A 12,520-nucleotide genomic window follows, 5' to 3' on the forward strand; every position below is an offset into this window, starting at 1 on the left:
CCGGATTCGGTTGAAATTGCGGGCCTGTACGGCCCGGCAGCTCGTACAGTGCGGCCCATACCCGGAGCCGCAGAGCGCAAACGAGAGTGCGGTGCTCACTCCGCGGCGCAGTGGGCCGGGGCTGTGTATTGGTAGCGTGGCGGACGGGCGTGTGAGCACAAGGATGGACAGAAGCTGGTAGCGGGCCGAAGGGCCGGCTGCGTTGGTCGATGTGGAATCGGTGTCCCCCCGGCGAGAGGCATCTCCGATGCGCGCGCAGATCAGTTTGACCATCGACGGACAGATCCGGACGGTCACCGTCGACACCCGAGCCACGCTGTTGGACGTCCTGCGTGAACAACTGGGCGTGACGACCCCGAAGAAAGGGTGTGATCACGGGCAGTGCGGGTCGTGCACCGTCCTGCTGGACGGGCGCCGGGCCACCCTCTGCCTGGCGCTGGCCGTAGCCAACGACGGGGCGACGATCGTCACCGCCGACGGGCTCGCCGACGGTGACGAGCTGCATCCGATCCAGCAGGCGTTCCTCGCGCACGACGGCTTCCAGTGCGGGTACTGCACACCGGGACAGATCTGCTCGGCGGTCGGCATGCTCGACGAAATGAGGGCAGGCGCGCCGAGCCAGGTGACCGCCCACCCGACGGCCGTGATCGAACTGAGCGCCGAGGAGATCCGCGAGCGGATGAGCGGCAATCTGTGCCGCTGCGGGGCCTACCCGAACATCGTCACGGCGATCCTGGAGGCCGGGCGATGAGGGAGTTCGCCTACGAGCGCGCCGACGACGCGGCGGGGGCGGTCGCCGCGGTTCTCGCCCAGCCCGATGCCGTATTCCTCGGCGCGGGAACCAATCTCGTCGATCATCTCAAGCTCGGGATCATCGCTCCCGGCCGACTGGTCGACGTCAGCAGGCTGCCGTTCGACGAGGTGACCGAGCGTCCAGGCGGCGGCGTGCGCATCGGTGCGGCCGTGCGCAACGCCGATCTGGCCGCTCACCCGATCATCCTGGCGCGCTATCCGATGTTGTCGTCGGCACTGCTGGCCGGCGCGTCGGCGCAGCTGCGCAACCTGGCCACCACCGGCGGCAACCTGCTGCAACGCACCCGGTGTGCCTACTTCCAGGATCCGTCCACGCCGTGCAACAAACGTGCACCGGGCAGCGGGTGCTCGGCAATCGGCGGATTCAATCGGGAACATGCCATCTTCGGCGCGTCCGGCGACTGCATTGCCACCCACCCTTCGGACATGGCGGTGGCGCTGGTCGCGTTGGACGCGGTGGTCCGCGTGCTGGGCGCGAACGGCGAACGCGATATTCCCGTGGTCGACCTGCATCGGCTGCCCGGCGACGAGCCCGAGCGCGATACCGTGCTCGAACACGGCGACCTGATCACCGCTGTCGACGTGCCCGCGCTCGACTGGGCCACCAGGTCCACCTACCGCAAGGTGCGCGATCGCGCGTCGTTCGCGTTCGCGCTGGTGTCGGTGGCGGCGGCGCTCGATATCGCCGACGGCGTCGTGCGAGACGCTCGGATCGCGTTCGGCGGCGTCGCGCACAAGCCGTGGCGAGCACGCGCCGCCGAAGACGTATTGCGCGGCACCGCTGCCACCGAGCAGCACTTCGCCGCCGCCGCGGACGCCGAGCTCGCCGCCGCGCGACCGCAGCGCCATAACGCCTTCAAGATCCCGTTGGCACGCAATGTCCTCGTCGCGACGCTGCGCGAACTGAGCGAGCAGGAGGCGCGATGAGCTCCTCGATCCGCCCACGGGCGATGGGCACTTCGCCTACCCGTATCGACGGCCCGGCGAAGCTGCGCGGTCGCGCGCCCTACGCGATGGAACATCCACAGCAGGACCCGCTGCACGGCTACCCGATCCAGGCGACCATCATCCGTGGCCGCGTGCGGGAGATCGACACGAGCGCGGCCGAGCGGATCGACGGCGTCGTCGCCGTGCTCACCCGGCACAATGCCACGCGGCTGGCCGGCAACGACGACAACGAGCTGTTCATTCTGCAGAACGACGAAGTGGCCTTCCGGGGTCAGCTGATCGGCGCGGTCGTCGCGAGCAGCCCCGAGGTGGCCCGGGAAGCCGCGGCCCAGGTCCGGGTGAGCTACGACGAGAGCTTCGCCGATGTCGCCCTGAGCGCGGACCGGGACGACCTCTACGCGCCCGAAGACGTCAGCGGGGGCTTCGCCACCGATACCTCGATCGGCGATGTGGACGCCGCGCTCGGCCTCGCACCGGTCACGATCGAACACACCTATACGACCTCGATGGTCCACAACAATGCGATGGAGCCGCACGCCACCGTCGCGCAGTGGACCGACCACACGTTGGTGCTGTTCGACTCCACGCAGGGCCCGCATGTGGTCCGGTCCACGATCGCGTCGTTGTTCGGGCTGGCGCCCGAGCAGGTGCAGGTCGTCGCGCCCTACGTCGGCGGCGGCTTCGGGTCCAAGGGCGAACCGCACGCCAATATCGTGCTCGCGGCGATGGCGGCGAAATTGGCCGACGGCCGGCCGGTGAAGCTGCCGTTGACCAGGCAGCAGTTGTTCTCGCTCACCGGCTACCGCACGCCCACGGTCCAACGGGTCCGGCTCGGTGCGCACCGGGACGGCACGCTGACCGCGATCGCCCACGATGTGGTCGAACAGGTCTCCAAGGTCAAGGAATTCGCCGAGCAGTCCGCCGTCGCCTCCCGGATGATGTATTCGGCCACCAACCGTTCGACCTCCCATCGCCTCGCGGCATTGGATGTGCCCGTCACGTCGTGGATGCGCGCGCCGGGTCACTGTCCGGGCATGTATGCCGCCGAGACGGCGATCGACGAGCTCGCGGTCGCCCTCGGGATGGACCCGATCGCGTTGCGCATCCACAACGAACCCCAGGTCGACCCGGAGTCGGGGCGGCCGTTCTCCAGCCGCGGTCTGGTCGAGTGCCTCCGCACAGGAGCCGAGCGCTTCGGCTGGCCGGATCGCGATCCGGCACCGAGATCGCGGCGGGAGGGTCGATGGCTGGTCGGGTCGGGGGTCGCGGCGGCGACCTATCCGGCCGAGGTGGCCGCCGGCAACAGTGCCCGGGTGCGGTGGACCGGTGACCGCTACGAAGTCGCGATCGACGCCATGGACATCGGCACCGGCACCTGGACGACCCTCGGTCAGATCGCCGCTGACGCCCTCGGTGTCGACCAGCATCGGATCGAGCTGCGGATCGGCGATTCCCGCCTGCCCGCCGGGACGGTCGCGGGTGGCTCGAGCGGCATGGCGTCCTGGGGCTCTGCCGTGGTGGCGGCGGCGAAAGTCTTTCGGGATCGATACGGGCCCGAACCTGCCGACGGTGCCGAGATCACCCTGGCAGCTCCCGAAGACCGTGCGCGCGAAGGGTATTCGACGCACGCCTTCGGCGCACACTTCGTCGAGGTCCGGGTGGACATCGACACCGCCGAGATCCGGGTGCCGCGCGTGGTCAGCGTCTTCGCCGCAGGCCGCATCATCAATCCACTGACGGCGCGTTCACAATTCGTCGGCGGCATCACCATGGGAGTGTCGATGGCGCTGCTCGAGCAGAGCCAATTCGACGAGCGTTTCGGTCAGGTGATCAACCACGATCTCGCCGGGTACCACATCCCGGTCAACGCCGATGTCGGCGACATCGATGTGAGCTGGATCGATGAACACGATCCCCACGTCAACCCCATGGGCTCCAAGGGAATCGGCGAGATCGGCATCGTCGGCTCGGCCGCGGCGGTGGGCAACGCGATCTACCACGCCACTGGTGTGCGCGTCCGTGATCTGCCGATCCGTCTCGAAGACCTGCTCGGGGTGATGTGAACATCGGGCAGGTTCCGCGTTGCCGGCCAGATTTTCCCGACTTGTCGACGGCCCTGATCAGGCGCTGGACCCGGTCCGTTCGGCTATCTTGAGGTCGATGTGCTCGCCTGAGATCGTTCGTCTCGCCCACGACGGTGCGCCGCGGCCCAGTCGGCGGGCTGTGCTCGGCCTCGCGGGTGCCACTGCGCTGGCCGCGGTGGCACCCGCGCCGGCTGTTGCCGCGCCGCGCTCCGGGGGTGTCGTCGATCTCACGCACACGGTGACACCCCAGTTGCCGGTCTGGCCGGGAAACCCGCCGATGGTCATGGTGCCGGTGGCCTGGCATGCGTCGGGTGGGTTCGGCCAGTTCGCGCTCGGGTACTGGGAGCACACCGGCACCCATATCGACGCGCCCGCCCACCGGATACCCGGCGCCACCACGACGGAGGCCCTCGCCGTCGACGACCTCGTCGCGCCGCTCGTCGTCATCGACATCAGTGCCAGGGCCGCCGTCGACGCGGACGCGGTGGTGACTGTTGCCGACATCGACCGTTGGCGCTCGCAACACGGGGAGATCCCGGAGCGGGCCTTTGTCGCGATGTATTCCGGGTGGGAGGGTCGCATCGCCCGACCGTCGACCTTCCTCAATCTCGACGAGCGAGGGAAGCCGCACGCGCCGGGATTCTCCGCCGAAGCCGCGGAATACCTTGTCACGCACTGCGGAATCGTCGGTGTGGGCGTCGATACGCTCAGCCTGGATTGCGGTGCCGACCCCGAATTCGGCGCGCACACAGCTGTTCTCGGCGCCGGTTGCTACGGGGTGGAGATGCTCGCCAACCTGGCCGCGGTACCGGTGACGGGTGCGACGGTCGTCGTCGGCGCTCCGAAACATGCGGGCGGTACCGGTGGGCCGTGCCGGGTGCTCGCCCTCACCTGATCGGCGTCACCAGTCCGGTCGGCCGACCGAAAGGCGGTGCTGGAAGACATTTCTCGGATCCACGGTCTTCTTGACCTGGAGCAGTCGCGGATAGTTGTCGCCGTAGTAGAAGGCGTGCCACGGTAGGCCCGAGGTGTTCCACGCGGCGTCGGTCAGGTCGGGGTCGGGATAGTTGATGTAGCTGCCGCCGTAGGTCTCGTTCGGCACCGGAACGCCACCGGTTTCGGCATGGACGTCGCGGTACATCTCGCGCGCCCAGCGCAGGTACCGGTCGTCGTCGAAGGGCAGTCGCCAGGATGCGTGGATCAGCATCTTCATGAACGAATCCCGCGCGGGCATGGCTGTCGCATCGGCGGCGACGGCATTGATCGCGCCGCCGAACGGCAGGAATTCGAGCTGGGATTCGCCGAGGAAGCGCAGATCGGTGAGGTAGCGGTAGAAGATCCGGAGTTGGTCGGGGGAGTAGGCCTTGCGCAGGTAGGCGGCCTTCGCTTTGACCCGGGTGGTGTTCACGCTCTTCGCGTAGTACACCTGGGACACGGTGTCCGGGTAGGACAGTCGGGTGACCGGGGTGCGGAAGGGCGGGGGAAATACGCCGTCGCTCACCGTGGCGACGAAATCGTCGAATCGACTTCGCGCATCGGGTTTGTCGGCATCGAACAGGATCAGCATCTCGGCCGCGCCGGTGCCGGTCGTCCTGATCATCAGCGGCGCGTAGAGACCGGCGAATTCATTGCCGGGTGCGCTGTGCCGTTCGAAGAATCCGAGGTAGTTGCCGAGGAACCGGACGAACGAATCCTCCGTCGTGATGGGCAGGATCAGCCGCGCGTTCAGCATGGCGCCCGGCGGTTTCGGTAGCGCAGCCGCCGGGTCGGAGCCGTCGGATTCGGGAGATCGGAGCAGGAACCGGGTCACCACACCGAAGTTTCCGCCCCCACCACCGGTGTGCGCCCACCACAGGTCGTGGTCGGGTCCCTCTTTGGTCGCGACAACGATTTTCGCGTCACCGTCGTCGTCGACGGTGACGACCTCCACCCCGGCCAGATGGTCGGCGACGAGCCCGAACCGCCGGGACAGCGGACCGTAGCCGCCACCGCAGACATGACCGCCCATCCCGACCCCGAGGCAGATCCCACCCGGCACCGTGACGCCCCACCGGTGCAATGCGTTGTACACCGTGCCGATATCGGCGCCCGCGTCGACCGAGAAGGCGCGGTGGTGCTCGTCCCAAGACACCGTGTCGAGCCGGCCGAGGTCGATGATCGTCCGGGTCTGCGCGTTGTCGACGAAGTCGTCGAAGCAGTGTCCGCCCGAGCGCGCCGCGATCCGCGAGTCCGCGGTGACCGCCCTGGCGACAGCGCTGCGCACCTCCTCGGTACTGGTGGGTGCGTAGATCTTGGCCGGGTCGGCCTGGAACCGCCGGTTGTAGCCACGCGCGGCGAGCGACGCGAACTCGCCCGCACCGGGAACAGGAGCCTGCGCGTGGCCGGCCGGCATTCCGAGCGCGGCGAGCGAACCGCCGACCGCGGCCGCGGTGATCAATTGCCGACGTGACAGCGACATCGGATTCCTTCCCACCGGCGCCCTTCGAGGCGAACCTGCTCGGACACTAGCGGAACCGGCCGTGCGTCGGCGGCCTGGCGGCGGGAAATGCGCAGACCTTCCTCGATCACGAATCCGTTCGCGCGCCCCACCCGGCCGAGCATGTCGCCCACAGTAATCGGCGTCGAAACTCCGGCCCGCGCCCTTGGCTGCCATCTCCTCGAAATCCCCGGAAACCTCCCACAATCTCTCCACATCTGCGCGCAGTCCTGGAGTACGGGCAAGGACACGCCACGCGTGTGGGCGCGGCGATGGCGTCGGTCGGCCTTTCGTGGGTCGTAGGCTTGTCCCATGGCATCCGATACCGACCCGTCGATCGACATCAAGCCGCGCTCCCGGGATGTCACCGACGGACTCGAGAAGACCGCTGCCCGTGGCATGCTTCGCGCTGTCGGCATGGGTGACGAGGACTGGGCCAAACCGCAGATCGGTGTCGCGTCCAGCTGGAACGAGATCACCCCCTGCAATCTCTCGCTCGACCGCTTGGCCGACGCGGTGAAGGAGGGCGTCCACGCGGCCGGCGGTTACCCGCTCGAGTTCGGCACGATCTCGGTATCCGACGGGATCTCGATGGGCCACGAAGGCATGCATTTCTCGCTGGTCAGTCGCGAGATCATCGCCGACTCCGTCGAAACCGTCATGATGGCCGAGCGACTCGACGGGTCGGTGCTGCTCGCCGGGTGCGACAAGAGCCTGCCGGGCATGCTGATGGCGGCCGCGCGGCTGGACCTGGCCAGCGTCTTCCTCTACGCGGGTTCGACGCTGCCGGGCAACGTCGACGGCAAGGACGTCACCATCATCGACGCGTTCGAGGCCGTCGGTGCCTGCATCAAGGGTCTGATCACGCGTGACGAGGTCGACCGCATCGAGCGGGCGATCTGTCCGGGCGAAGGCGCGTGCGGCGGGATGTACACGGCCAACACCATGGCCTCGGTGGCCGAGGCGCTGGGGATGAGTCTGCCCGGCTCGGCTGCCCCGCCCGCACCCGACCGTCGCCGTGACGAGTACGCCCGCAAATCCGGCGAGGCCGTCGTCGGGCTGCTGCGCCAGGGGATCACCGCACGCGACATCATGACGATGGAGGCGTTCGAGAACGCCATCACGATCGTCATGGCGCTCGGCGGGTCGACCAATGCCGTGCTGCATCTGCTGGCCATCGCCCGCGAAGCCGGTGTCGGTCTCACCCTCGCCGACTTCAACCGCGTCGGCGAGAAGGTGCCGCACCTGGGCGATCTCAAGCCGTTCGGCCGCTACGTCATGAACGATGTCGACAAGGTCGGCGGCATCCCGGTCGTGCTGAAGGCACTGCTGGACGCGGGCCTCCTGCACGGCGACGTCATGACCGTCACCGGCAAGACGATGGCCGAGAATCTGGCCTCGATCGAGCTCGGCCTCGACGGTGACGTCATCCGGCGCCTCGATCGGCCGATCCACCAGACCGGCGGACTCACCATCCTGCACGGCTCCCTCGCCCCCGAAGGCGCCGTCGTGAAGAGCGCCGGTTTCGACTCCGACGTCTTCCGGGGGACGGCGCGGGTCTTCGACGGGGAACGCGCCGCGATGGACGCGCTCGAGAACGGCACGATCGTGGCCGGTGACGTGGTCGTCATCCGCTACGAGGGCCCCAAGGGCGGCCCGGGCATGCGGGAGATGCTCGCCATCACCGGCGCGATCAAGGGCGCGGGCCTGGGCAAGGACGTCCTGCTGCTCACCGACGGCCGCTTCTCCGGCGGCACCACCGGACTGTGCGTGGGCCATGTCGCTCCCGAAGCCGTCGACGGCGGCCCGATCGCCTTCGTCCGAGACGGCGACCCGATCGTCCTCGACGTCGCCAACCACATCCTCGACGTCGAGATCGACCAGGACGAACTCGCGGCGCGCAAGGTCGGCTGGGAGCCGCTGCCACCGAAGTACACCTCGGGCGTACTGGCCAAGTACCGCAAGCTCGTCAGCTCGGCCGCGCACGGAGCGGTCACCGGGTAACTCCGCGGCGACCGCCACCCCGCTCATTCGGTGAGGCGATGGGTCCCGTCGCGTACGGTCCCGACGAACTCTTCGATCAGGTCCTCCATCGCCACCACGCCGACCGTGTTGCCCCGGCCGTCCACCACCCGGCCCAGGTGACTGTTGGTGCGGCGCAGCCGGGCCAGCGCCTCGTAGAGGGTGGTGCCGGTGCTCACCGTCGGCAGCGGGCGGATATCGGTGCGCGGGATCTGCGTCTCCGGGCCCGCGGTGTCGTCGGCCACCTTGTCGAGGACGTCCTTGACATGCAGGTAGCCGACCAGCGACCCGTCGGTGGCGCGCACCGGATACCGGGAGAAGCCGGTCTCGCCGACCGCGGCCTCGATATCGCCGAGCGTGGTTCCGTTGCCGCGCAACGGCACCGAGCGCGCCTGCGCCAACGGCACCATCACATCGCCGACGATCCGCTCCGAGGTGCCCAGCGCCTGGGTGAGCCTGCGGTGTTCCTCCTCGTCGAGCAGGCCCTCCGAGCGCGACTCACCGATCATCTCGGCCAGTTCCACCGTCGACACCGTCGCGTCCAGCTCGTCCTTCGGCTCGACCCGCATCGCCCGCAGCGAGATGTTGGCGAGGAAGTTGTAGAGCGCGATGAGCGGGCGCGCGATCCGCAGCCAGACCAGGTGGATCGGCACCAGCAGCAGCGCCGAGCGTTCCGGACCGGCCAGCGCGATGTTCTTCGGCACCATCTCGCCCAGCAGGATGTGCAGGATCACCACCACCGTGAGCGCGAGGGTGAACGCCACCGGATGCAGCAGCTGATCGGGCAGGCCCGCCAGGTCGAACGGACGCTCGAGCAGATGCGCCACCGCGGGCTCGCCGACCCGGCCGAGCAGGATCGAGCAGATGGTGATGCCGAGCTGGGCCGCCGCCAGCATGATCGACAGGTTCTCGCCCGCCTCGATGACGGTCTTCGCGTTCTTCTTGCCCTGGGCGACAAGGGCTTCCAGCCGGTCGCGGCGGGCGGAGATCAGCGCGAACTCGGCGGCGACGAAGAACGCGTTGCCCGCCAGCAGTACGAAGGTCAGCACGATGCCGAACAGGTCACCCATGATTGTGCTCCCGTGCCGCCAGGTACGCCGCGTCGACGGGGATCAACCGCACCCGGTCGATGCGCCGCCCGTCCATCCGTTCCACCCGGGCGATCCAGCCGCCGCCGGAACCGCGGGATTCGGGCAGCACCACCTCGTCGCCGGTGGCCGGGATCCGGCCGAGCTGGGTCAGTACCACACCACCCAATGTCTCGTATTCACCGTCCGGCGCTTCGTATCCGGTCGCCCGCGACACCTCGTCGATGCGCATCAGGCCCGAGCAGTCCCAGCCGTCGGAGACCCGGCGCACATCGCGTTCCTCCTCGTCGTGCTCGTCGCGCACGTCGCCGAGGATCTCCTCGATGAGGTCCTCCATGGTCACCAGGCCCGCGGTGCCGCCGTACTCGTCGACGACGAGCGCCACCTGCATGCCGTCGGCGCGGACCCGCTCCATGACGTCGTCGCCGTCGAGGCTCGCAGGCACGATCGGCACGGCGACGGCCAGCCGGCTCAACGGGATCTTTTTGCGCAGATGCACCGGATGGGTGAACGCCTGTTTGACATGCACGACGCCGAGCGCGTTGTCGAGATCGCCGTCGATGACCGGAAACCGGGAGTATCCGGTGCGGGCGGAGGCGGCGATGAGGTCGGCGATGGTGTCGTCGCGGTTGAGCGATTCGACCTTCACGCGCGGTGTCATCAGGTCCTCGGCACTGCGCTCACCGAACTCCAGCGAGCGGTCCATCACCTGCGCGGTGCGCTGATCCATGGCTCCGCGCAGGGCGGAGGTGCGCACCAGCGAACCGAGCTCCTGCGGTGAGCGGGCCGAGCGCAGTTCCTCGGCGGGCTCGATGCCCAGCCTGCGCACGATCCAGTTGGCGGCGCCGTTGAGGAAACGGATCAGCCATTTGAACATGGCCGAGAACCCGACCATCGGGCCCGCGGTGAACCGGGCCGTCGCCATCGGCTTGGCGATGGCGATGTTCTTGGGCACCAGCTCGCCGTAGATCATCGACAGCGAGGTCGCCAGGACCAGGGCGACTACCAGGGCCACACCGTGCGCGGCACTCGGGCTCAGCCCGGCCGCGTCCAGCAGCGGGTCGAGCAGCCGGGCCAGCACGGGTTCGGCGATGAAGCCGGTGACGAGCGTGGTGATGGTGATGCCGAGCTGGGCGCCCGAGAGCTGGAACGACAGGGTGTGATGGGCCTGCTTGACCAGCCGGGACCGGACGTCACCTGCGCGGGCCGCCGCTTCGACGGTGCTGCGTTCCAGCGCGGTGAGGGAGAATTCGGCGGCGACGAACAGTGCGGTGCCGAGCGTGAGTGCCACGAAACCGATCAGGCTGAGCACGGTCAGAACGATGGACATCCTCAGCACCACCCGAGCGGTGCGGCGGGGAAACCAAGAGATCGAACGGACGCTGCGAAAAGGAGGACGCCGGGTTGGTCACCCGGCTCCGTAGAGGAACCCTCCTGTGTGGCGCCCTTGGACGCGGGTGACAACTGGATCCTTTCGCGGTGGGAAAAAGCGCTGCCGAGATCGGCAACTCCATAGTAATCGGTCCCCACCGATGGTGTGTCAGCGGCGCGGGCCGGCGCCGCGCAGACGGGCGGACAGGTCCGGAAACGACGGCGGCCGACCGGAACTGCCGTTCCGGTCGGCCGTTGTCAGGCGGGAGTCACCAGCCGCTGGGCAGGGGGCGGCCCTCGGCGAAACCGGCCGCGGACTGCACACCGAGGACGGCGCGCTCGTGGAATTCCGGCAGCGAGCGGGCGCCCGCGTAGGTGCAGGAGCTGCGCACGCCAGAGCAGATGTGGTCGATGAGGTCCTCGACGCCGGGGCGCTCGGGATCCAGGCGCATCCGCGAGCTGGAGATACCCTCCTCGAACAGGGCCTTGCGGGCCCGGTCGAAGCCGCTGTCGGCGGCGGTGCGCGCGGCGACGGCGCGCTTGGAGGCCATGCCGAAGCTTTCCTTGTAGGCGTTGCCGTCCCGGTCGACGCGCAGGTCGCCGGGGGATTCGTAGGTGCCGGCGAACCAGGAGCCGATCATCACGTTCGACGCGCCCGCCGCGAGTGCCAGCGCGACGTCGCGCGGATGCCGCACGCCACCGTCGGCCCAGACGTGCACGCCGAGTTCTTCGGCGGCCGTGGCACATTCGGCCACCGCGGAGAACTGCGGGCGGCCGACGCCGGTCATCATGCGGGTGGTGCACATGGCGCCGGGGCCGACACCGACCTTGATGATCGTCGCGCCCGCCTCGGCCAGATCGCGGGTGCCTTCGGCCGAGACCACATTGCCCGCGACCAGCGGCAGTCCGAGCCCGAGTTCGGCGACGGTACGCAACGATTCGAGCATTTTGGTCTGGTGGCCGTGCGCCGTGTCGAGGACGAGCACATCGGCGCCCGCCTCGGCCAGCGCCTTCGCCTTGGCGGCCACGTCACCGTTGATGCCGACGGCGGCGGCGACCCGCAGCTTCCCGTTCGCGTCGACCGCGGGGGTGTAGATGCCGGCGCGGATCGCGCCGGTGCGGGTCATCACGCCTGCGAGGGTGCCGTCGGTGTGTGTCAGCACGGCGAGCTGGGCGTGGTCCTCGGCGAGCCGGTCGAAGATCTCGCGCGGGGACAGATCCACGGGGGCCTGGACGAAATCGGTGAGCGCGACCTCGCGTAGTCGCGCGAACCGGTCGACATCGGCGCAGGCGGCCTCGGTGACCACACCGACCGGCTTGCCGTCCTCGACGACGACCACAGCGCCGTGCGCGCGCTTGTGCATCAGCGCCATCGCATCGGATACCGACCGTTGGGGGTCGAGGGTGACGGGGGTGTCGGCGGTGAGCGAGCGGCTCTTCACGAACGCGATGGTCTCGGCGGCCGCCGGGATCGGCAGATCCTGGGGCAGGACCACGATGCCGCCGCGCCGGGCGACGGTCTCGGCCATCCGCTTTCCCGCGACGGCGGTCATGTTCGCGACCACGAGGGGGATGGTGGTGCCGGATCCGTCGACGGTGGCCAGGTCCACATCGAACCGGGACGCGACATCCGTCCGGTTCGGGACGAGGAAGATGTCGTCGTAGGTCAGGTCATACGGCGGCTGGGGTCCCGGAAGAAATCGCACTTGGCCGATGAT

At 68.8% G+C, this 12,520-nt stretch carries 9 protein-coding genes; 5 read left to right on the forward strand and 4 right to left on the reverse strand.

All coding sequences use genetic code 11. The annotated features are described in order from the left end of the window. The first annotated feature begins 247 nt into the window (after positions 1 to 247). From ACFVAV_RS10055 to ACFVAV_RS10070, 4 genes are all read left to right on the forward strand, one after another. A complete protein-coding gene (locus ACFVAV_RS10055) occupies positions 248 to 751 on the forward strand; it encodes a 2Fe-2S iron-sulfur cluster-binding protein (RefSeq protein WP_379032850.1) in 504 nt (167 codons plus the stop codon). After that, on the forward strand, positions 748 to 1,740 hold the full coding sequence (locus tag ACFVAV_RS10060) for an FAD binding domain-containing protein (protein WP_379032853.1): 993 nt from the start codon (positions 748 to 750) through the stop codon (positions 1,738 to 1,740). Before ACFVAV_RS10055 ends, ACFVAV_RS10060 begins: the two co-directional genes overlap by 4 nt. Next, a complete protein-coding gene (locus tag ACFVAV_RS10065) occupies positions 1,737 to 3,824 on the forward strand; it encodes a xanthine dehydrogenase family protein molybdopterin-binding subunit (protein ID WP_379032856.1) in 2,088 nt (695 codons plus the stop codon). The genes ACFVAV_RS10060 and ACFVAV_RS10065 overlap by 4 nt, the downstream gene beginning before the upstream one ends. A 97-nt stretch (positions 3,825 to 3,921) precedes the next feature. Next, positions 3,922 to 4,740, forward strand: coding sequence for a cyclase family protein (locus tag ACFVAV_RS10070; protein WP_379032859.1), 819 nt, complete (start codon positions 3,922 to 3,924; stop codon positions 4,738 to 4,740). Between the two features lie 6 nt (positions 4,741 to 4,746). Here ACFVAV_RS10070 and ACFVAV_RS10075 read toward each other — a convergent pair whose 3' ends face one another. Next, positions 4,747 to 6,303 (reverse strand): FAD-binding oxidoreductase, encoded by a 1,557-nt coding sequence (locus tag ACFVAV_RS10075; RefSeq protein ID WP_379032862.1) that lies wholly within the window; start codon positions 6,301 to 6,303, stop codon positions 4,747 to 4,749. 330 nt (positions 6,304 to 6,633) lie between these two features. On the opposite strand from ACFVAV_RS10075, the gene ilvD reads away from it, so the two are divergent. After that, on the forward strand, positions 6,634 to 8,325 hold the full coding sequence (gene ilvD, locus ACFVAV_RS10080; protein ID WP_379032865.1) for a dihydroxy-acid dehydratase: 1,692 nt from the start codon (positions 6,634 to 6,636) through the stop codon (positions 8,323 to 8,325). Positions 8,326 to 8,348: 23 nt separating this feature from the next. Here ilvD and ACFVAV_RS10085 read toward each other — a convergent pair whose 3' ends face one another. The 3 genes from ACFVAV_RS10085 to ACFVAV_RS10095 form a co-directional block, all read right to left on the reverse strand. Next, positions 8,349 to 9,413 (reverse strand): hemolysin family protein, encoded by a 1,065-nt coding sequence (locus ACFVAV_RS10085; RefSeq protein WP_379032868.1) that lies wholly within the window; start codon positions 9,411 to 9,413, stop codon positions 8,349 to 8,351. Then, positions 9,406 to 10,761, reverse strand: coding sequence for a hemolysin family protein (locus tag ACFVAV_RS10090; RefSeq protein WP_379032871.1), 1,356 nt, complete (start codon positions 10,759 to 10,761; stop codon positions 9,406 to 9,408). Before ACFVAV_RS10090 ends, ACFVAV_RS10085 begins: the two co-directional genes overlap by 8 nt. A 310-nt stretch (positions 10,762 to 11,071) precedes the next feature. Next, the gene (locus ACFVAV_RS10095) at positions 11,072 to 12,508 is read right to left on the reverse strand and encodes a GuaB1 family IMP dehydrogenase-related protein (RefSeq protein ID WP_379032874.1); all 1,437 of its coding nucleotides are present in this window, start codon (positions 12,506 to 12,508) and stop codon (positions 11,072 to 11,074) included. Positions 12,509 to 12,520 lie beyond the last annotated feature (12 nt).

The organism is Nocardia sp. NPDC057663 (assembly GCF_042799895.1).
Classification (GTDB): Bacteria; Actinomycetota; Actinomycetes; order Mycobacteriales; family Mycobacteriaceae; genus Nocardia.

Bases quoted from the DNA above. Each gene is read 5' to 3' on its own strand.
- ACFVAV_RS10070 (WP_379032859.1), top strand. From the start codon at position 3,922: ATGTGCTCGCCTGAGATCGTTCGTCTCGCCCACGACGGTGCGCCGCGG.
- ACFVAV_RS10065 (WP_379032856.1), top strand. From the start codon at position 1,737: ATGAGCTCCTCGATCCGCCCACGGGCGATGGGCACTTCGCCTACCCGT.
- ACFVAV_RS10075 (WP_379032862.1), bottom strand. From the start codon at position 6,303: ATGTCGCTGTCACGTCGGCAATTGATCACCGCGGCCGCGGTCGGCGGT.
- ilvD (WP_379032865.1), top strand. From the start codon at position 6,634: ATGGCATCCGATACCGACCCGTCGATCGACATCAAGCCGCGCTCCCGG.
- ACFVAV_RS10090 (WP_379032871.1), bottom strand. From the start codon at position 10,761: ATGTCCATCGTTCTGACCGTGCTCAGCCTGATCGGTTTCGTGGCACTC.
- ACFVAV_RS10060 (WP_379032853.1), top strand. From the start codon at position 748: ATGAGGGAGTTCGCCTACGAGCGCGCCGACGACGCGGCGGGGGCGGTC.
- ACFVAV_RS10055 (WP_379032850.1), top strand. From the start codon at position 248: ATGCGCGCGCAGATCAGTTTGACCATCGACGGACAGATCCGGACGGTC.
- ACFVAV_RS10085 (WP_379032868.1), bottom strand. From the start codon at position 9,413: ATGGGTGACCTGTTCGGCATCGTGCTGACCTTCGTACTGCTGGCGGGC.